19 protein-coding genes and 1 pseudogene are annotated in these 19,465 nt (G+C 70.3%); 9 read left to right on the plus strand and 11 right to left on the minus strand.

What is annotated here, in order from left to right; all coding sequences use genetic code 11:
- Positions 1-50 precede the first annotated feature (50 nt).
- The 8 genes from ACIBB8_RS20760 to ACIBB8_RS20795 form a co-directional block, all read right to left on the minus strand.
- Complete coding sequence (locus ACIBB8_RS20760; protein ID WP_398954113.1) at positions 51-4,433, minus strand: trypsin-like peptidase domain-containing protein; 4,383 nt, start codon at positions 4,431-4,433, stop codon at positions 51-53.
- A complete protein-coding gene (locus ACIBB8_RS20765) occupies positions 4,430-4,774 on the minus strand; it encodes a CU044_2847 family protein (protein WP_398954114.1) in 345 nt (114 codons plus the stop codon). The genes ACIBB8_RS20760 and ACIBB8_RS20765 overlap by 4 nt, the downstream gene beginning before the upstream one ends.
- 348 nt (positions 4,775-5,122) lie before the next feature.
- Complete coding sequence (locus ACIBB8_RS20770; RefSeq protein WP_398954116.1) at positions 5,123-5,605, minus strand: S26 family signal peptidase; 483 nt, start codon at positions 5,603-5,605, stop codon at positions 5,123-5,125.
- Positions 5,602-7,434 carry an ABC transporter ATP-binding protein gene (locus ACIBB8_RS20775; RefSeq protein WP_398954118.1) on the minus strand — a complete coding sequence of 611 codons (1,833 nt, stop codon included), beginning with the start codon at positions 7,432-7,434 and terminating at the stop codon, positions 5,602-5,604. The genes ACIBB8_RS20770 and ACIBB8_RS20775 overlap by 4 nt, the downstream gene beginning before the upstream one ends.
- Positions 7,431-8,000, minus strand: a complete 570-nt coding sequence (locus tag ACIBB8_RS20780) for a TlpA family protein disulfide reductase (protein ID WP_398954120.1) — start codon at positions 7,998-8,000, stop codon at positions 7,431-7,433. The genes ACIBB8_RS20775 and ACIBB8_RS20780 overlap by 4 nt, the downstream gene beginning before the upstream one ends.
- 15 nt (positions 8,001-8,015) lie before the next feature.
- Entirely contained in the window at positions 8,016-8,351 is a 336-nt protein-coding gene (locus tag ACIBB8_RS20785; protein WP_398954122.1) for a MauE/DoxX family redox-associated membrane protein, read from the minus strand.
- Positions 8,352-8,424: 73 nt separating this feature from the next.
- Positions 8,425-8,604: a hypothetical protein gene (locus ACIBB8_RS20790; protein WP_093896832.1), complete on the minus strand. Its 180-nt coding sequence runs from the start codon at positions 8,602-8,604 to the stop codon at positions 8,425-8,427.
- Between the two features lie 73 nt (positions 8,605-8,677).
- On the minus strand, positions 8,678-9,211 hold the full coding sequence (locus tag ACIBB8_RS20795) for a peroxiredoxin family protein (RefSeq protein WP_398954125.1): 534 nt from the start codon (positions 9,209-9,211) through the stop codon (positions 8,678-8,680).
- A gap of 110 nt (positions 9,212-9,321) precedes the next feature.
- Between ACIBB8_RS20795 and ACIBB8_RS20800 the strand changes: the two genes are divergently transcribed.
- From ACIBB8_RS20800 to ACIBB8_RS20815, 4 genes and pseudogenes are all read left to right on the plus strand, one after another.
- On the plus strand, positions 9,322-10,119 hold the full coding sequence (locus ACIBB8_RS20800; protein ID WP_398954127.1) for a BTAD domain-containing putative transcriptional regulator: 798 nt from the start codon (positions 9,322-9,324) through the stop codon (positions 10,117-10,119).
- A 74-nt stretch (positions 10,120-10,193) separates the two neighbouring features.
- Positions 10,194-10,331, plus strand: a pseudogene (locus ACIBB8_RS20805) (DNA-binding protein); the annotation flags it as partial.
- Between the two features lie 260 nt (positions 10,332-10,591).
- Complete coding sequence (locus tag ACIBB8_RS20810; protein WP_398954130.1) at positions 10,592-10,858, plus strand: hypothetical protein; 267 nt, start codon at positions 10,592-10,594, stop codon at positions 10,856-10,858.
- Positions 10,855-11,247 (plus strand): twitching motility protein PilT, encoded by a 393-nt coding sequence (locus ACIBB8_RS20815; RefSeq protein ID WP_398954132.1) that lies wholly within the window; start codon positions 10,855-10,857, stop codon positions 11,245-11,247. The genes ACIBB8_RS20810 and ACIBB8_RS20815 overlap by 4 nt, the downstream gene beginning before the upstream one ends.
- 401 nt (positions 11,248-11,648) lie before the next feature.
- Here ACIBB8_RS20815 and ychF read toward each other — a convergent pair whose 3' ends face one another.
- On the minus strand, positions 11,649-12,737 hold the full coding sequence (gene ychF / locus ACIBB8_RS20820; protein WP_358861420.1) for a redox-regulated ATPase YchF: 1,089 nt from the start codon (positions 12,735-12,737) through the stop codon (positions 11,649-11,651).
- A gap of 195 nt (positions 12,738-12,932) precedes the next feature.
- Here ychF and ACIBB8_RS20825 point away from each other — a divergent pair, with 195 nt between their 5' ends.
- Positions 12,933-13,514, plus strand: a complete 582-nt coding sequence (locus tag ACIBB8_RS20825; RefSeq protein WP_398954134.1) for a DUF6542 domain-containing protein — start codon at positions 12,933-12,935, stop codon at positions 13,512-13,514.
- Positions 13,515-13,520: 6 nt separating this feature from the next.
- Here the strand turns inward: ACIBB8_RS20825 and ppgK are convergent, their stop codons facing one another.
- Together ppgK and ACIBB8_RS20835 are read right to left on the minus strand one after the other, a co-directional pair.
- Positions 13,521-14,258 (minus strand): polyphosphate--glucose phosphotransferase, encoded by a 738-nt coding sequence (gene ppgK, locus ACIBB8_RS20830; protein WP_398954136.1) that lies wholly within the window; start codon positions 14,256-14,258, stop codon positions 13,521-13,523.
- A gap of 78 nt (positions 14,259-14,336) precedes the next feature.
- The gene (locus tag ACIBB8_RS20835; protein WP_398954138.1) at positions 14,337-15,362 is read right to left on the minus strand and encodes a 4-hydroxy-3-methylbut-2-enyl diphosphate reductase; all 1,026 of its coding nucleotides are present in this window, start codon (positions 15,360-15,362) and stop codon (positions 14,337-14,339) included.
- Between the two features lie 115 nt (positions 15,363-15,477).
- On the opposite strand from ACIBB8_RS20835, the gene ACIBB8_RS20840 reads away from it, so the two are divergent.
- The 4 genes from ACIBB8_RS20840 (at position 15,478) to ACIBB8_RS20855 (ending at position 19,316) form a co-directional block, all read left to right on the plus strand.
- On the plus strand, positions 15,478-16,824 hold the full coding sequence (locus ACIBB8_RS20840) for an APC family permease (RefSeq protein ID WP_398954154.1): 1,347 nt from the start codon (positions 15,478-15,480) through the stop codon (positions 16,822-16,824).
- Between the two features lie 127 nt (positions 16,825-16,951).
- Positions 16,952-18,163, plus strand: a complete 1,212-nt coding sequence (gene xseA / locus ACIBB8_RS20845) for an exodeoxyribonuclease VII large subunit (RefSeq protein ID WP_398954140.1) — start codon at positions 16,952-16,954, stop codon at positions 18,161-18,163.
- 66 nt (positions 18,164-18,229) lie between these two features.
- The gene (locus ACIBB8_RS20850) at positions 18,230-18,487 is read left to right on the plus strand and encodes an exodeoxyribonuclease VII small subunit (protein WP_398954142.1); all 258 of its coding nucleotides are present in this window, start codon (positions 18,230-18,232) and stop codon (positions 18,485-18,487) included.
- A 238-nt stretch (positions 18,488-18,725) separates the two neighbouring features.
- Complete coding sequence (locus ACIBB8_RS20855; protein ID WP_398954144.1) at positions 18,726-19,316, plus strand: malonic semialdehyde reductase; 591 nt, start codon at positions 18,726-18,728, stop codon at positions 19,314-19,316.
- Positions 19,317-19,465: the final 149 nt, after the last annotated feature.

The raw sequence follows: 19,465 nt of genomic DNA on the forward strand, positions 1-19,465 counted from the left end.
CCCCGCTGGGCGTTGCGTCCCGGGCCTCGCGGAGAGCGGTCGGAGAGCGGTCAGGGCCCGGCGGTAATCGCCGACGGAAAGGGGTCGGGAAGTGGGAACGGCTCCGGGGAGGGCGCCGGGGGCAGTTCCTGGCACACTCGCATGAACGGCACGTTGGGGGCGATCACGTCCCATCGCTCCTTGTCCGGGTTCTCGCCCGCGAGACGGCAGGCACGGCGTCCGGGGTCGCGCAGGGCGGCGGTGAGCGAGGCAGTGTTCCAGACCGTGACGGTGTGGGAGTCGTCGTAGGTGGTCAGCGTGCTGCCATCCGCCGAGATGGCGAGTTCGCGCAGGCGCTCGCCCAGATCGAGGCCGACGATCCGGTGCGGCGAGGACGGGTTGGACACGTCCCACAGCAGGACCTGGTTCGTGCTGCCCGCTGTGGCCAGCAGTCGGCCGTCGCTGCTCAACGCGTAGGCGTCGTCCAGGTCGTCCGTGCCGGTGAGTGATGCCAGGGGGTGGGGGTGCGCCGGTGAGGACACGTCGTAGAGCTGGGCGGACCGTGCGAAGCTGCCGACCAGGAGTGTCTTCACGTCCTCGGTGAACGCCTCGGGCATGCCCATGAAGAAGTTGGAACCCTCGGGGTCGGGCAGAGTGGCCAGCCGCTCGGGTGAGTGAGGATCGGCCGTACTGTAGAGCGACGTGCCCAGGGCAAGGAGATTTCCCCGCGGGGCGAAGAGCACGCCGAAGCTGGAGCTCCGGTACGGAATCCGTGCCAGACGCACCGGCTGGCCGGGCCGCGAGACGTCCCACAAGAAAGTAGGCGGCTTACGGCCGGCCTGCACGGCGAGCTGCCGGTTGTCCGGGGAGAAGGACAGTTGGGGCAGTGAGTCGGGCACGCCGGTCTTCAGCACGTTGCGCTGCCTCGGCTCGGCCGGGTCGGAAACGTCCCAGACTGTCACAGTGCCGTCGTCCGTGGGGAGAGCCAGCCGCTTGCCGTCGCGTGAGAACAGCCCTACGGGCGAAAGATGCCTGCTGTCCACCGGAATCACGGCGGCCGTCCGTCCCGCACTACTGCCCGTGAGCGGGATCAGGCTCAGTTCGTGGTCTCCTGTGAGCAGCGCCAGCATGCGCCCGTGGGGATCGAGGGCGTGCGTCGGCACCCGCATCCAGCCGGCCCGGTAATGGGTGGGCCGCACCGGGGTCACTCGGCGGAGCCGCACCGGTGTCAGCCCCCGATCCGAGACCGCCCAGAAGTACAGCCTGCCGTTCGGAGCCCCGGTGACCACCGTGCGCCCGTCCCGTGAGAACGCGATGCCCTCGACCACATCCCCGGTCAGGACAGCCGTGCGTACCGGCTGTTCGTGATCCGACACGTCCCAGAGCACCGCCGTGCGATCAGTGCTGCCGGTCGCCAGATAGCGACCGTCACGGCTGTACGCGACCGAGGTCAACGGGCCGCCGTGGCCACTGATGACCGCGGCGCGCCGGGGCCGCGAAGGGTCGGCCAGGTCCCAGAGGCGGGCCTGCGCATCGTTCGAGGCGACGGCGAGCGTCTTCCCGTCGGGGCTGAACGCGGCGGCCCGCGGTGGGCCTCCGGTGCCCTGGAGCGCTGCGAGCCGCCGTGGCTCTGCGGGGTCCGCTACGTTCCACAGCTCCACGAGGCCGTCTTCCCACCCCAGCGCGAGCAACCGGTCGTCCGGCGAGAACGTCATCGTCTCCGCGCTGCTGGGCCGCAGGGGGAATGTGGTCAGGGATCGGGCAGGGCGGGAATCCGGGCTCACGGCCCACAACCGCGGTCCCTCTCGCGTGTTGCCAAGGGGTGCCGTAACCAGCAGCTTGCCCCTCGTACTGAATCCGGCGTGCTCCAGGCCCGGCGCGAGTGACTGGTCGCGCAGCGGCTTCGGACGGGTTCGGTCGGCGAGCGAGAACCGGGCGAGATGACCGTTGGCCCCGGTCAACATCATGACGGAGTCCCCCGTCCAGGTCGCCACGAACCCGAACGACCTCTCCCGGGTCGCCACGCCGGCCGTCCTGTGCGGCAGCCCCGGACCGTCGGCATCGAACAGCTCGGCGTTGCCCTGGCCCCCGCCCACGACAAGTGTCCGGCCGTCAGGGCTGTAGGACAGGGGCGCGCCGCTCGCGATGCGCGTGTCCACGGCGCCGGAGAACTGTGTGCTCGTCAGCACGTCGATCAGCGTGGAGCGCGTGGTCGGGTCGCCAGGGGCCATACGATGGGCCGCGATCGCGACGTACAACGCCGCCTGCGGATCCGACGTGAGGTCCGCTCGCGCCGCCTCCTCCAGCTGGCGGATCTGCGCAGCCCGGCTGTTGCGCTGCGCCTCCCGGCTTTTGTCCTGGGCGGCGGCGTTGAGCCGAACGGCTAACCCACCTGCCACCAGCGCGAGGGCCAGCGCCGTCACGGCCGCGGTCAGTCGCCGCTTGAGCTGCCGGTTGCTGGCCCGCTCCCGCTCCCGTTCGGCCCGTTGGGCCGCTTCGCTGGCGGCCAGGAACGCGGCGACGCCGGCGGGCAGTCGGCGCTGTGTGGCCCAGTCGAGACCGGCGGCCAGGTCGGTACCGTCCAGCAGGTCGCCGGGGAGCCCGCTCGCGGTCCAGCGAGTGCGCTGTTCCTGGGCGCGGCGCAGCCAGTCGTGGAACAGGTGATCCTGAGCGACCCAGTTGCGCAGGTCGGCCCAGTCGCGGATGAGCGCGTCGTGGACCAGCTCGGCGACCGGCTCGCCCGAGGCACCGGTCGGCCCGCCCGGGTCGCGGGCCCTGCCTGTGGTGATGATCCTTTGCCGGATCAGCAGGTCGAGTACATCGTCGATCACCCGGCCGTCCGGTTCGTGCGTGCCGGCCGCCAGATCACGCAGCACCGTCAGGGATACCTGCTGGCGGGCGGCGGGAATGTTGCGGGCGTCGTCCGCGGGCCGTACGAGGGCGGTGAGGATGCGCTGGGCAACCGGTTGCCGGGCCGGATCCAGCTGTTGGAGCGCGGTGTTGCACCAGGTGGCGAGGGCACCGGCGACCTCGCCGAGGCGCTGGTACGCCGTATGGGTCAGATGTCCGTCGTCGTCGTTGTCGGGGTCGTCCCACAACTGAGTGAGCGTCAACTCCAAGGGTGCCAGCAGGGTCACTGGTGCGGTCCCGGTGGTGGCGCCCGCCGGGTCGGCGGCCAGTACGTCGGTGATGATCCGCTCGGGCAGCCCGTCCTCGTAGCGCGCTCCAGCCTCGTCGGCGGGCCGGGTGATGATGGCGTACAGGTCCTGACGGCTCAGCGAGGCGGGCACGTTGAGCAGGCCCGGGCCGACGGCCTCCAGCAGGTCAGGGGCGAGGGCGGCCAGCCGTGAGTAGAAGTCGTCCCGCATGACCAGGACCAGGCTGAGCGCCACCGTTGCGCGGGCCGCCTCCAGCAGCTGGTCCAGCACCCCACGCGGGCGGTGCTGGGCGAGCAGTTCCTCGAACTGGTCGATGACAAGGAGCACCCGGTCCCTGCGCGGGTCGGCGGCGAGCCTGCGCCTGGCGGCGCCCGCGATCCCGACCGTCGCGGCGCCGGGCAGACCCGCCTGCTCCAGGGCGCCCGCCAGATCCTGTCCTGGTCGGACGACCACCGGCAGCCAGCGGGCGCTGCCCGGCAGTCCGCCTCCGGCGAGCTTGGGCAGCAGGCCCGCCTGCACCAGTGAGGACTTGCCCGCCCCGGACGGCCCCAGCAACAGCAGGAGGCGCCGCTGCGTGCCCAATCCGGCCAATCCGGTGAGCACCCTCTCGACTGCGGCCTCGCGCCCGTAGAACCAGCGGGCGTCCTGCGCGGTGAACGGCTGGAGATGCCGGTACGGCGACACGTCCTGTGTGACGAGTTCGGGCCATGCCTCGCGCAGCGCGGCAGTGGGCGTGGCATAGGCGATGCCGGTGCCCCGAAGGTGCTCATCGGGTGCGGAGATGGCGGTCACCATGCCGACGACCCGGCCGGTCATCTCGTCGAACACCGGGCCGCCGCTGAAGCCCGTCGTGAGGTCGTTGGCGCCGGTCAGTTGCAGAAGCGGACCGGCGGCGGTCGTGAGCAGGTCACCGGCCGTGGCGTACCCGAAGTGCCCCGTCGAAGGCGCCCGCCTGGGGAACCCGAAGACGCGTACCTGGTGGCCCCGGCAACGCTTCGCCGAGCCAAGAGGCAGGGGGCCGACACCTGTCGGGGTGCCGTCCAGGCGCAGGACGGCGATGTCCTCCGCTTCCGGCGCCCGCCAGGGTTCGGTGAGGACGGCTCCCGTGAACCGAGGCGAGCGGTCGGCGTTCGGGAACGCGACGCTCACCTGGTCCCCCGGGCCCCGGCCGGCGGCACGTACGACATGAGCGCAGGTGACGACCAGGTCGCCGGCGATCAGAAAGCCCGCTCCGGCCACCTCGCCGTCACCACTCAGAATCTGGGCGACCGCGGCGGAAACCCTCGTCCCGGTCATGACCCCGCGGCCCCCGCCTGGCCGTCCTCCGCCTTCCGCCACAACGCCCGCACTTTGAGGTGGCAGTTCGCCTCGGTCTGGGTGATGACCGCGCCGGCCTGCGCGGCAAGATCGACCCCGAACTCGATTTCGAGCTCTTCTGGCCCCGCCTGCCGCAACTGATCGACTTCGGCCCTGGCGGTGCCCCTCACCGGGATCAGCGCCGACTGGAGACTCGACGGCAGGTCATGGATCGCGTCGGCCATCCGCCCAGCCTTCACCGGCCCGTCGGACACCTCCGGCACGGCCTCGAACAGGATGGAACCGCCGTTCTCCAGTGGTAACCGAGCAAAGCTGCGCATCCACGCCCCCTCGTCCCACGTTCACCCTTCACGATAGATGAACGGCGGCCACGGTTGTCCGCTCATCGTCAAGTTGGCGCGTAGTGATCAGTCACGCCCCGGTGACCAGCCTTCCGCCCATCGCCGGCATCGTCGCGGACACCCGTCTGTCCAGAACCCGCCATGCGGACGGCCACGACGGAGTCTCGCCGAGCGGGCGGGGTGCACATCGATGCCTGGAACGAAACCCCGGCCCTGTTGTTCAGCACGGAGATCTCCTTGGACGGCCCGCCCACCGTCCCCGCCCTGCACGCTGACGGCCCCGGCGGCCGGCTGCGCACACCGGAAGGCACGCCCGCTGTCCCGGCCTCAAGAAGGAAGCGAAGAAGGTGCACCGGAAGCCGCAGCGGCCCGCAGGCGGAACAGGACAGTTCCGATGAGCTTGTCCTCGGGGCAGTAGCCCCACTGTTTGGAGTCCATCGAGCCCGGCTTCTCGCCCAGGAGGACGAGCATGCCCGGCGGCACGTGGGTACCGGGGCATCGGCCGGCCCAGTGCGGTACGGGCTCTCCGGCGACGGCGACGATGCGTTTGACGTACCACGATTCGGACGTGGTGCCCGGGGGGACGTGCCAGCCGTGCTCGGGGTGGGGTGCGACGACGACGGCCACCCGGCCCGTGGCGACACGGCGTCTGCCGCGGAGCATGAGGATCAGGTCGCCGGGCATGAGGGTCGGCGACATGCTGTGTCCGCGGACGGTCACAGCCACCAGCCGCCCACGCGCCAGCAACAGGGCTGCGGCGAGGACGAAAAGTCCTGCGAGGGCGAGGAGCACCGGGGCTGCGGCGGTCACCGGACGGTCTCCTCGTAGCCTTCGGCTTGCGTGGTGAAGAGCTCGGCATAGGTGCCGTGGGCGGTCATGAGCTGTTCGTGGGTGCCTGCCTCCTGCACGGTTCCGTCGGCGATGACGACAATGGCGTCTGCGGCGCGGACGGTGTTGAGGCGGTGGGAGACGAGGATGCTCGTCGCGCCCTGACGGAGTGAGGTGAGCCGGTCGTGGACGTGGCGTTCGGCGACCGCGTCGAGGCCGGTACTGGGTTCGTCGAGGATCATGAGATCCCGTTCGGCACGCATCAGGGCCCGGGCGAGCGCGAGGCGCTGCCACTGGCCGCCCGACAGCTGGACGCCAGGGTTGGTGTCTTCGGTGTCGTCGGGGAAGAACATCCGGCTGAGCATGGTGTCGTACCCCTGTGGGAGGCGGGCGAGGGCGGTGTGGATGTCCGCGGCGGTGGCAGCGGCGTGGATGCGCCCATGGTCGTGGAGAGAGCCGAGGTCACCGAGGCCGATGTTCTCCCCGGCGGTGAGGTCGTACTCCATCGGGTCCTGGAAGACAACGCTGACTCGCCGGCGCAGCTGGTCCGCAGGGAAGTCCTTGATGTCGATGCCGTCCCAGTGGATGCTGCCCCGCTGCGGGTCGTAGAGGCGGCACAGCAGTTTGACGAGGGTGCTCTTGCCGGCCCCGTTGAGACCGACGACGGCCAGGCTGGTGCCGTGCGGGATGGTCAGGCTGATTCCGCGGAGGATCCACGGTCCGTCGTCGGTGTAGCGGAACCAGACGTCCCGGAGTTCGATGCCGTGGCTCAGGGGCGGTGGGGCGATCGGGGCGGCCGGGGCGGGGAGGTCGTCCCGGACCTGGGTGACATGCAGGTAGTGGCTGAACAGCAGGGCCGTCTGGTGGCTTTGGGCGATGCATCCCACCAGGCCGATGAGTGCCGTCTGCATGCCGGCGAGGGCGGCGACGAGGAGGGACACATCACCAACGGTGAGGGCGTGGGCGGCAGCCTGGTGCACACCCCAGACGAGTGCGCCGGTGGAGACGCCGGCTCCGAGGGCAGCGAGGGCCGTCTCGTAGGTGGCGAGGCGGCGGTCGAGCCGTTCCTCCTGCCGGTTGATGCTGTCGAGATCGGTACGCATGCGCTGCGCGAAGTAGCCGCCGAGGCCATAGAGGCGGATCTCTTTCGCCGCTTGAGTGCCGGTGAGGAGCCCTCGGTAGAAGATCTGGCGGCGGGCGAGGTTGCTGGTGCGCCAGAACATGTCCGCGCGATGCCGGCTGTTGGCCAGGTGGGCGAAGAGGGCCGGAACGGCCGCGGCGATGAGGATGGCGGCCAGGGTGGGGCTGATGAGCAGAAGACTTCCCAGGAAGCCCGCCAGGGTGAGGACTGCCTGGGCGCCCTGGAGTGCTGCACCGACGAGTCGCTCGGCCCCCTGCGCGCTCTGGATGGCGAGTTGGACACGGTCGTGGAAGGCCGGCTGTTCGAGCTTGGACAGGCCGCTGAGCCGGTTGACAGCCGTGAGCAGGTCGCTCTGGGCCCGGGTGGAGGTGGCGCGGCGGATGCGGCCGTCCGCGTAGGAGGAGATGGCTGAGGCGGCAGCGAGGAGGACAGTGAGCAGGCCGATGCCGGCGGCGGCCCAGTTGAGGTCCGAGGCACGGAAGTCATCCGCGGTGAGGCTGTCGACCACGTACTTGAGCAGCCAGGAGGCCGCTATGGGGGCTGCACCCGCGATGACGACGGTGGCGATGCGGACGGCGAGGGCCCCGGGGCAGGACCGCAGCGTGAGGGCGAGTACGGCGGTGAGGCCCCGCAGGAATTCGGCCGTGCGGGAGGTGGACTGCCCGCTCATGCGGTGAGGAGGTTGAGCGCGGGCAGGGAACCTTGGCCGATGCCTGTCTCCGTGATGGTCCCGTCGGCGTCGAGGAGGACGAAGGTCGGGTGGTGGCGCACGCCGAAGGCGCCGGCGATGGGACCGTCCGGGGGTTCGGTGGTGGTGAGTTCGGTGAGCGGGCCGACTGCCTCGAGCAGCGGGCCGGCTTCGGGTGGCTGTCCGCTGATGACGGCGACGAGATGCGCACCTGACGGAGTGTTCGCCTCGGCCCACCGCTGGATCTCGGGGAGGCTTTCCCTGGTGGGCCCGCAGTCGGGGCGGAGGAAACAGATGAGGGCGGGGTGCCCGGCCAGGGTGGATTCGCTGACTTCGCCTCGGGATGTGTGCAAGGTGAAAGCAGGGGTGTGGTCACCTTCGTGTACGGCAAGGGCTGGAGGGCCCGGGGCAGGGGCGGCCGAGGCGGGGGCGGCCGGGGCAGGGGCGGCCATCGTGGCGCGCCAGCGTTTGATGACCGCAAAGGTGAGGAGGGCGTTGACGAGGGTGACCGCGGCGAGAAGGGCGAGGCCGGTGATGGCGTAGCTCACTCTGTGATCGTCCTTTCAGCTTTGGCCGGTGCGGACGGAGAAGAAGAAGGCGGGGTCGTCGGTGAAGACGGCGAACGCGGTGCGATGGACGGCGACGGCGCTGAAGGCCGCGCACAGGGCGGCGGCGACGGCCAGGCCCGCGGTGAGCGTCCGGGGCAGGGCGAGGAGCACGGCGGCGATGAGCTCGGCCGCGGGCACCAGGATGGCGAGAGCCGGCCGGGCGGCGTCCGGCAGGTAGGTGAGGTCGCCCGGTGCCGTGGCGAATCGGCGGCGTTCGCGCAGCTTGGCGAGGCCGGCCACGGTCAGCACGCAGATCAGCGTCAGGCGGCAGACGAGCAGCAGGTCGGACAAGGGTGACTCCGAAAGAATGGGTCCTGGGCCGGCGGGCACGGGGCGAGCCGCACGCGGCCCGCCCCGTGGTTGTTCAGCAGTAGTTCCAGCTGCCGCAGCTGACCCCGCACGCGCCCGTGTAGCAGCAGCGACGGCACCGCTGGGCGCTGGTGCTCCACTCGGTCCAGCAGTCCGGCGGGCAGCCTGCCTCGGCTTCGGCCTTGGGCAGGATCCGCTCGATCAGACGGCCCGCACCGGCCTTGAGTGTGCGCATGGTTCTCCTCTTCCTGTGTGGATGGGATGGGCGTACTCCGCGGTGCGACCGCGGTCCGCGCTCGCACCGGGGTTCAGGAGGCCGCCAACACCGGTTCGCGGCCGGCGGCGGGGGGAGCGGCGACGACGCCGTCCCGGTAGCTGAGGATCGTGGGGAAGGCAGGGACGCGCAGGGCGCGGAACAGTGGTGATGCCTCGGGCTCCAGTACCACCTCGTCCGCCGTCCCGACGAGTTGGGCGGTCAGGCTGCTCTCGCCGGCTTCGGCGCCGATCACCAGGGCCAGGACCCGGCCGCCCGCTGCCTGGGCCCGGTCGGCCCGTTCGGCGAAGCCGGGGAGGCTGTCGGTGCAGGACGGGCAGTCGTGGGAGAAGACGCCCAGCAGCAGCTCCCCGGAGCGGAAGTCGTCCTGGGTCAGGGGCCGGCCGCTGAGCGCGGTGGCGGTGAAGTCCGGTAGTCCGTCTCCGGGTTGCGGGCCCTGGCCTGCGAAGTCGTCGCGTCGGCGTACGACTTCGAGCTCCTGCCAACGGCGCAGGATGACCATGAGCAGGACGAGGTTGAGCAGGGCGACGGCTCCGACGAGCACCAGACCGGCAATGACGTAAGGCAATTTTCGACCCCCTGGCGCGGTTGCACGGGGGAGCAGTGTGATACGCGAGGCCTGTCGGGAGAATGCCAAGATCTTGCCAGGAACATGACGAGCCGAGCATCATTGCCGCCATGCTTGCCACGGGGTCGCATTTTCGAGTGCTCGGCAAAGTTGAGTGGACCGTCGACGGACACCCCAGAGCCATCGGCCGCCGCCGCGAGCGTCTGCTGCTGGGTCTGCTCCTGCTGGAGATGGGCCGGCCGCTCCCGATGGACCGGCTGGTCGACCTGCTGTCGGACGAGGACGAACGGCCGCGGTCCCGGGCCGACCTGTACGTGGATGTCTGCCGGCTGCGGGCGAACCTTCGCCGGGGCGGGTGCGACGGGTCGGTGCGGCTGGTGCGGAGCGGTTCGACGTACGCCCTGACCGGCGATCCGCAGTTGGTGGATCTGCACCGTTTCACTCAGTTGGTCAACCGGGCCCAGCGGAGCACCGAGCCGCAGGAGGTTTCACAACTCACCTCGTCCGCCCTCACCGAGTGGCGGGGGGCGGTGCTGGAGGACGTCGCATCCGAGCGGACCCGCCGCAGTGTCGGCACCGCTTTCGACGAACTGCTGATCTCAGCTCAACTTCTGCGTGTCGCAGCGGAGTTCAAGCTGCGTAACTACTGGTCACTTGCCGCGGAGCTCGCGCGGCTGACCGAGGACCACCCGGAACACGAGATGTTCTTGGCCTTCCGTGCGGCCACGCTCTACGAGTGCGGCCGTCGCGCGGATGCGTTGCGAGTGCTGTCCTCGGCGCGAGCACAAATGACCGCGCGGCTGGGGTTGGATCTGAGCCGCGAGCTGCAGGATCTGCGGGAGGCGATCCTGCGGGACGATCCCGTGGACCGCCGCATCTTCCGCGGTGGCACCCTGGGCACCATGTGATGCACCACCGCAGCCCCACCAACCCAGCACGGCACCCTCGCGGAGTGCGACCGGACGGGGCCGACTACTCCCACCACGGCCACAAGTACGCCATCGGCGCCGCCTTCGCTGTCATCGCCCGCACCGCACGGCAACCGGTCACCGTCCTCACCTCCGACCCCGAGGACCTGACGCTCCTGTGCGGCCCCGCCGTAGAGGTCGTCAAGGTCTGAAACTCCGGCCGAACGCCGAGGGGCCCCGCCCCCTTCGAGTTCTGCGACTGCTGCGGACACCAAGCGGCCTGACCTGAGTCTTCGCAGGTCAGGCCCTCTCTGCGACGGCGATCAGACATTTGCCTGAGCCAACAGACGCTCCGCGCTCTCAGGGCTCGTTCCGGGCGGCGCGTAGTCCGGCAGCCACGCATTCACGGCCACGAGCTCAGCCCCGCGCAGCGCCGCCCTCCGCCTCCGCCATACCGCGCTATGGTGTTGGTATGGCTACCAAGAAGGTGACTATCACCCTCGATGAATCCCTGGTCGAGGCCCTGGCCGGTGCCGCTGAGGAGGAAGGCATCCCGCTCTCCCGGCTCGTCGCCGGAGCGGCCGAACGAGAGCTGCGGTTGCGGGCCGGGCGGGCCGCGATCCAGGAGTGGCAAGCGAAGCACGGCGCCTTCACGCCGGAGGAGCTCGCCGCCGCCCGTGCCGCTATGGCCGACGCCGATGCCGAGTACCTCAGCAGCACGGGGGCATCGGCCGCGTGAACATCCCTTACCTGTACGACGCCGGTGCGCTGATCGCCATCGACAACGACGACCGACGTATGTGGGCCCGCCACAGCCTGGCTCTCGAAGACGGCCGGGACATCCACGTGCCCTCCGTGGTCGTCAGCCAGGCCTGGCGGGACTCCCGCCGCCAGGTCAGGCTCGGCAAGTTCCTCGCCGGGTGCCATGTTGAACCCGTGGGCCTCGAAACCGCCAAGGCCGCAGGCATTCTCTGCGGCAAGGCCGGCACGGCCGACATCGTCGACGCCACCGTCGTCGTCATGGCTGCCAGTCTCGGGGCGATCATCTGGACCTCCGACCCGGACGACATCCGCACCCTCATCGACGCCCAGGACGTCAAGCCCGCTCCCGTCATCCGCGCCGTCTGACCTCCGAGGGTCTGCGGACTCCTGCGGACAGCAGGATGGCCTCACCGACATCCTCGCAGGTCAGGCCGCCTCTATGTATGCGATCAGACCTCCGAGGTCAACGATCGAACGTCCGCCGGGCCTGACGGGGCCACCCACAGGGACGGCAAGGGGAAGCGCGTTGCGGGCGCCGTGAGGGCCGTGAAAGGCTTCCTTAAGCCCACCTGCGGCCCGACTCCGAGGAGCGGACTGGCCGTCGTCGACAGTGCGTAAGCAGGCCACCGTGAAGGGCAAGACGCAGGCCTTCGAATCGGCCGCACGCCCGCGTGCCGGACTCATCCAGCACGCTGCGGACTCTGTGCGGACCGCAAAGGCCGCCCAACCCGCTCCGCCGCAGGTCAGACGGCCTTTCGCCGGACGTATTAGACGTTGAAGCGGAACTCCACCACGTCGCCGTCCTGCATCACGTACTCCTTGCCCTCCATGCGGGCCTTGCCCTTCGCGCGGGCCTCGGCGACCGAGCCGGTCTCGACCAGGTCCTCGAAGGAGATGATCTCCGCCTTGATGAAGCCCTTCTGGAAGTCGGTGTGGATGACACCGGCCGCCTCGGGGGCCGTGGCGCCCTTCTTGATCGTCCAGGCGCGGGCTTCCTTCGGACCTGCCGTGAGGTAGGTCTGGAGGCCCAGGGTGTCGAAGCCGACGCGGCCGAGGGTGGCCAGGCCGGGCTCTTCCTGGCCCATGGACTGGAGGAGTTCGAGGGCCTCGTCGTCGTCGAGTTCGATGAGCTCGGACTCGATCTTGGCGTTGAGGAAGATCGCCTCGGCGGGGGCGACCAGGGTGCGCTGTTCGTTCTTGAAGTCCTCGTCGACCAGCTCGTCCTCGTCGACGTTGAAGACGTAGAGGAAGGGCTTGGTGGTGAGGAGGTGCAGCTCGTGGAGGAGCTTGCCCTTCTCGGTGCCTGCGGTGATGCCCGCGGCGAAGAGGGTCTGGCCGGACTCCAGGATCTTCTGGGCCTCCTCGACCGTGGCGAGGACCGCGACCTTCTCCTTCTGGAGGCGGGACTCCTTGGTGAGGCGCGGGACGGCCTTCTCGATGGACTGGAGGTCGGCGAGGATCAGCTCGGTGTTGATCGTCTCGATGTCGTCCTTGGGCGAGACCTTGCCGTCGACGTGGACGACGTTCTCGTCCTTGAAGGCACGGATGACCTGGCAGATCGCGTCGGACTCGCGGATGTTCGCGAGGAACTTGTTGCCGAGGCCCTCGCCCTCGCTCGCGCCGCGCACGATGCCGGCGATGTCCACGAAGTCGACGGTGGCCGGGAGCAGCTTCTGGGAGTTGAAGATCTCCGCGAGCTTGTTCAGACGCGCGTCGGGGACGCCGACCACGCCGACGTTCGGCTCGATCGTGGCGAACGGGTAGTTGGCCGCCAGCACGTCGTTCTTGGTCAGGGCGTTGAACAGGGTCGACTTGCCGACATTCGGCAGACCGACGATTCCGATCGTGAGCGACACGTTGGCGACTTCCTGCAGTAAGGATGGATGGGCCGATTCTCCAGTTTACGGGCGGGGGCAAGCGGGTAATCACAGGTCTGGCGCGGGGGCGATCCGGTTCCCGTTCGGCCATGTGGCATCGAACTCATCGCCAAGGTCACCCAAAGGGCGTGTCCAACGCGTCTGTCCTCCCGCTTCGCGACCTACGTTGTCCCGGTGGAGCAGCCCAGAACACGTCCCCCTCGGCGCCGGCAGTCGTCGCAGCAGTTCCCGCAGGGCACCCTCGACGAGGCCGACACCGTCTATCGGGCTGTGGGCGCGCCCGGCCCGCGGGCACGCCCGGTGCCGCCCGCCGTGCTCGCGCTGCGCCGGCTGCCGAGTCCTCGGCTCACCGGCATCGGTGCCGGATTGTTCGCCGCCGCCGTCATGTTCTCGCTGGCGTGCCTCGACTGGCTGCTGTTCGACGGTTCACCGGCGGTGTACGGGGCGCTGTTCCTGCCGGTCAGCGCGCTGACCGCACTGTGGGTACGGCCGGCCGACCTGGTGACCGCACCGATCAGCGTGCCGATCGCGTTCGCCGTCGGTGTGATTCCGATCTCCGGCGGCACGGGCGGCTTCGGCGGGCAGACGATGGCGGTCGTCACCGCGCTCGCCGTCCATGCCGGCTGGCTGTACGGCGGCACGCTCGTCGCGGGGCTCATCGCCACCGTGCGCAAGGTCCGGCTGATGCGGCAGCGCCGACGGCGGATGCTGCTGGCCGCGCGGGCGGCACGGTCCACCCGGCGTCCGAGGGGTTAGCTCCGGTCAGCTGTCTGCCGCGGCCATGGCCGCGCCGACGATGCCCGCGTTGTTCTGCAGCTCCGCGGGGATCATCTCGGCCCGCACGTGGTCGATCAGCGGCAGGAACTTGTCCGCCTTGCGGCTGACTCCGCCGCCGATGATGAAGAGCTCGGGCGAGAACAGCATCTCCACATGGGTCAGGTACCTCTGCACCCGGTGCGCCCAGTGGTGCCAGCTCAGGTCCTCGTCCTCCTTGGCCTTCGTGGAAGCGTGCTTCTCGGCGTCGTGTCCGTTCAGCTCCAGATGACCGAGCTCGGTGTTGGGCACGAGCTGCCCGTCGATGAAGAGAGCGCTGCCGATCCCCGTACCGAACGTCAGCATGATCACGGTCCCCTTGCGGCCGCGCCCGGCGCCGAACGTCATCTCGGCGATTCCCGCCGCGTCGGCATCGTTGAGGACGGTCACCGGAAGGCTCAGCTTGTTGCTGAGGAGGGTGCGGGCGTCGGTGTCGATCCAGCCCTTGTCGACATTGGCCGCTGTGCGGGTGACACCGCCGGTGACTACGCCCGGGAAGGTGATGCCGACCGGTCCCGACCAGCCGAAGTGGCCGACCACCTCGGCCACGCTGTCGGCCACGTCCGTGGGCGTGGCCGGATGCGGTGTCAGTACTTTGTGGCGCTCCTGCGCCAGGTCTCCTCGGTCCAGGTCCACGGGAGCACCCTTGATCCCGGATCCGCCGATGTCCACGCCGAAGATCTGCATGCGACCCACGGTACGGGCCCGCGCCGCACCGCGCCCCACTTCCCGGGGCACGGACCCGCGCCCCGGGGTTGCGACCTCTTACTTCGCGGAGAGCGCTTCGGCCTCTGCGCGCAGGTCCCGGCGGAGCTCCTTGGGCAGCGAGAAGGTGATCGACTCCTCGGCCGTCTTCACCGTCTCCACGTCCGCGTAGCCACGCTCGGCCAGCCACTCCAGGACGCCGTCGACCAGCACGTCGGGGACGGAGGCGCCGGACGTGAGGCCGACCGTGGTGACGCCCTCCAGCCAGGCCTCGTCGATCTCGTGCGCGAAGTCCACCAGATGGGCGGCGGGGGCGCCCGCGTCGAGGGCGACCTCGACCATGCGGATCGAGTTCGAGGAGTTCTTGGAGCCGACGACGATGACCAGCTCGGCGTCCTCGGCCAGCTTCTTCACCGCGATCTGGCGGTTCTGCGTGGCGTAGCAGATGTCGTCACTCGGCGGCGAGAGGAGCTGGGGGAACTTCTCCTTCAGCGCGTCCACCGTCTCCATCGTCTCGTCGACCGAGAGCGTGGTCTGGGAGAGCCAGACGACCTTCGACTCGTCGCGCACGGAGACCTGGGCGACGTCCTCGGGGCCGTCGACCAGGGTGATGTGGTCGGGCGCCTCGCCGCTCGTGCCGATGACTTCCTCGTGGCCCTCGTGGCCGATCAGGAGGATGTCGTAGTCCTCCTTGGCGAACCGGACCGCTTCCTTGTGGACCTTGGTGACCAGCGGGCACGTCGCGTCGATCGTGGCGAGCTTGCGCTCGGCGGCCTCGGCGTGGACGGCCGGTGCGACGCCGTGCGCGGAGAACATCACGATGGAGCCCTCGGGGACCTCCGCGGTGACGTCGACGAAGACCGCGCCCTTCTTCTCCAGCGTCTGCACGACGTACTTGTTGTGCACGATCTCGTGGCGGACGTAGATCGGGGCCCCGTACTGCTCCAGGGCCTTCTCGACGGCGATCACGGCACGGTCCACGCCCGCGCAGTAGCCACGGGGCGCGGCGAGCAGGACGCGGCGCGTGGCGCCCGCACTCGGGTCGGTGGCGGGCGACGGGCTGGGCGTAGCAGTCATGCGTCCCATCGTAAGGCCGTGCCGAACAGGCGCGGGATCAGCCGGGTCGGGAGACTTGCCCATACGCGACGTACGCCCCGTACGCCCCGTACGCGACCGTGTCCGCGCGATCTACGGAGGGCTCATGGCCGGCAGCAGTACGGACCGGGCTGGACTGCACCGGACGCTCGGGTTCCGGGATCTGGTGGTGTACGGGCTGCTGTTCATCGCGCCCATGGCGCCTGTCGGGATCTTCGGCACGCTCGACGCGAAATCGGGCGGTGCGGTCGCGCTCGTGTACGTCGTGGCGACCGTCGTCATGGCGTTCACCGCCTTCAGCTACGCCCAGATGGTGCGAGTCGTGCCGCTGGCCGGTTCGGTCTTCGCGTACGCCCGCAAGGGGCTCGGGGAAGGGCCCGGGTTCATCGCCGGGTGGATGGCGATGCTGGACTATCTGCTGATCCCGGCGGTCGCCTATCTCTTCTCCGGGATCGCGATGAACGCGCTGGTGCCGTCGGTGTCACGGTGGGTCTGGACGGCGCTCGCGGTGGTCGTCACCACCCTGCTCAACTTGTGGGGGGTGCGGGCTGCTGCCCGGGTCGGCTTCGCGGTGCTCGCGATGGAGATCGCGGTGCTGGCGGTGTTCCTGGTGTCGGCGGTGGTCGTCCTCGTGCGAAACGGGGCGCAACGCGGCTGGTGGACGCCGCTCACCGGGGACTCCGGCTTCTCCACGACGGCGGTGCTGAGCGCGGTATCGGTGGCCGTGCTCTCGTATCTGGGCTTCGACGCCATCGCCTCGTTCGCGGAGGAGGCCACCGGCGGCTCGGAGAAGGTGGCGCGGGCGGTGCTGTTCTGTCTGGTGCTCGCGGGGGCGCTGTTCGTGGCGCAGGGCTATCTGGCGGCCCTGCTGGAACCGATGACGTCGGCGGAGCTGGCCGCCGCTCCGGCCAGGCAGGGGTCCGCCTTCTACGACACGGTGGACTTCGCCGTCGGCACCTGGCTGCACGACCTGGTGGCGGTCAGCAAGGCGATCGGGGCGGCGTTCGCGGCGCTGGCCGGGCAGGCGGCGGCGGGGCGGCTGCTGTTCGCGATGGCCAGGGAGCGACGGCTGCCCACGCTGCTGGCCCGGGTCGACCCGCGGTCCGGGGTGCCGCGGACCGCGATCCTGATCGCCGCGGGCGTGACGCTGGTGGCGGCGGTGTGGGCGGCCCGGCGCGCCGACGGCCTCGACCGTCTGGTTTCGGTGGTCGACATCGGGGCGCTGACGGCGTTCGTCCTGCTGCACGCGTCGGTGGTCGGCTGGTTCGCCGTACGCCGGATGGACGGGCCGCCCAGCTGGTGGCGGCACGTGCTGGTGCCGGTGGTGGGTGCGGGGGTGCTGGTCGCGGTGATCGCGGAGGCGGCGGCGAGCGCTCAGGTGGTGGGGGTTTTCTGGCTGGCGGTGGGGCTGGTGGTGCTGGCGTTGCAGTTCGGACGGCGCCCGGCTGTATGACGGCCTCCCCGCACTCCCTGCCGTAAGGGCCGGGAGCCCGCTCGCTATCGTGCACCAGGCCGTAAGGGGGGCTCTCGCGTGTCGTGGGGCTGCCTCGTTGTCCGTGGCGGCGGATACGCTCGCTCGCATGGCTCTCAATACGTCCGCGGAAGCTCCACTGCCCGTCGGCGAGGTGTCACGGCTGATCGGGGGATGGATCGACCGGCTCGGCGCCGTCTGGGTCGAGGGGCAGATCACGCAGTTGTCGCGACGGCCGGGTGCCGGGGTGGTGTTCCTGACGCTGCGCGACCCGTCGCAGGACATCTCCGTGAGCGTGACCTGCTTCCGCCAGGTCTTCGACCGGATCGCGGATGTGGTGACGGAGGGTGCGCGGGTCGTCCTCCTCGCCAAGCCCGAGTGGTACGCACCCCGCGGCCAGCTGTCCCTGCGGGCCACCGAGATACGGCCGGTCGGCATCGGCGAACTGCTGGTCCGGCTGGAGCATCTGAAAAAGTCCCTGGCCGCGGAGGGGCTCTTCGCCCTGGACCGGAAGAAGCCGCTGCCGTTCCTGCCGCAGCTGATCGGTCTGGTCTGCGGTCGGGCTTCGGCGGCCGAGCGCGACGTGCTGGAGAACGCGCGGCGGCGCTGGCCCGCGGTCCGGTTCGAGGTGCGCAACACCGCGGTGCAGGGCGTGCACGCGGTGAACCAGGTGGTCCAGGCGGTGAAGGAGCTGGACGACCTGCCCGATGTCGACGTGATCATCGTGGCGCGCGGCGGCGGCAGTGTGGAGGACCTGCTGCCGTTCTCGGACGAGCAGCTCATCCGTACGGTCGCCGGGTGCCGCACGCCGGTGGTGTCCGCGATCGGGCACGAGCCGGACTCCCCGCTGCTCGACCTGGTCGCGGATCTGCGGGCGTCCACGCCGACGGACGCGGCGAAGAAGGTCGTGCCGGACGTGGGCGAGGAGCTGGACCGGGTGCAGCAGTTGCGGGACCGGGCCCTGCGGACCGTACGAGGGCTGCTCGACCGGGAGGAGCGGGGACTCGCCCATGCGCTGGGCCGGCCCTCCATGCAGCAGCCGCAGCGGATGGTGGACGAGCGTGCGGCGGAGGTCGACGCGCTGATCGGGCGGAGCCGCCGGGTGCTGGGCCATCTGCTGGACCGGGCGGACTCGGAGCTCGCCCACACCCGGGCACGGGTGGTCGCGCTGTCGCCCGCGGCGACGCTGGAGCGCGGGTACGCGGTGCTGCAGCGGCCGGACGGTCATGTGGTCCGCTCCCCCGCGGACGCCGGGGCGCCGGGCGACAAGCTGCGGGCGCGGGTGTCGGAGGGCGAGTTCACCGTGCGGGTGGCCGAATGACGGACGCGGCGCCCCGCCGTCTCGGCTCGGACCTGGCTGTCGTACCTCACGCATAGGGTGGATCACATGACGGACGACGCGACAACGGCACCTGCCGCCACGGACACGCTCGGGTACGAGCAGGCGCGGGACGAACTGATCGAGGTCGTGCGGCGCCTGGAGGCGGGCGGCACGACGCTGGAGGAGTCGCTCGCGCTGTGGGAGCGCGGCGAGGAGCTGGCCAAGGTGTGCCGGCACTGGCTGCAGGGCGCCCGGGCCCGGCTGGACGAGGCGCTCGCCCAGCCCGGGAAGGAGCAGCCGGACACGCAGGGCGACGCGGGCTGAGAGCCGCGCCGCGGCCGCCCGGTCAGAGGTCACCCGACAGGCTCTGAGCCCGGTCCCGGAATAGATCCGGCGCGCCCGGTGGTTGTGCGCCCCGTCAGAAGCCGGGGCGGCCGGGCGCACTTCGCACACGTTTGTGGAGTAGATCACTCCGATCAGGTTTTAGTTGAAAGTTAACCTACCTATCGCTTACGGTCGCCGTGTCGCTTGATCCGTATTCGTCCGGAAGGTATTCCGCAAGATGTCCCTCGTTCTTGACCCCGCTGCCCAGGACCTCCTCTTCCGCGAGGCCCGCACCGCCAACACCTTCACCGACGAGCCGGTCTCGGACGAGCAGATCCAGGCGATCTACGACCTGGTCAAGTACGGCCCGACCGCCTTCAACCAGTCGCCGCTGCGCGTCGTCCTGGTCCGCTCCGACGACGCCCGCGCGCGCCTCGTGAAGCACATGGCCGAGGGCAACCAGCCGAAGACCTCCACCGCTCCGCTGGTCGCGATCCTGGCCGCAGACAACGAGTTCCACGAGGATCTCCCGGCCCTGATGCCGCACTTCCCGCAGGCCAAGGACGCGTTCTTCTCCGAGCGCCCGGTCCGCGAGTCGTCCGCCGCGCTGAACGCCGCCCTGCAGGCCGCGTACTTCATCGTCGGCGTCCGCGCCGCCGGCCTGGCCGCCGGCCCGATGACCGGCTTCGACGCCGCGGGCATCGAGAAGGAGTTCCTGGATGGCGACCACAGCCTGCTGATGGTCGTCAACATCGGCAAGCCGGGCGAGGACGCCTGGTTCCCGCGTCTGCCGCGTCTCGCCTACGACGAGGTCATCACGACCGTCTGAGCCATTCCGGCCGTACGGAGAGGGGCCCCGGAGCACGTGCTCCGGGGCCCCCCTCCGGAACGCCCCCGGGGGGGCCGCCCCGCGCGCGGGAGAAGTCGTGCAGTTCGCGGCGGCCCACAACCCCCACCGCACCGCCGGCGCCCCAACCG

This window comes from Streptomyces sp. NPDC051286 (genome assembly GCF_044455345.1).
Lineage (GTDB): Bacteria > Actinomycetota > Actinomycetes > Streptomycetales > Streptomycetaceae > Streptomyces.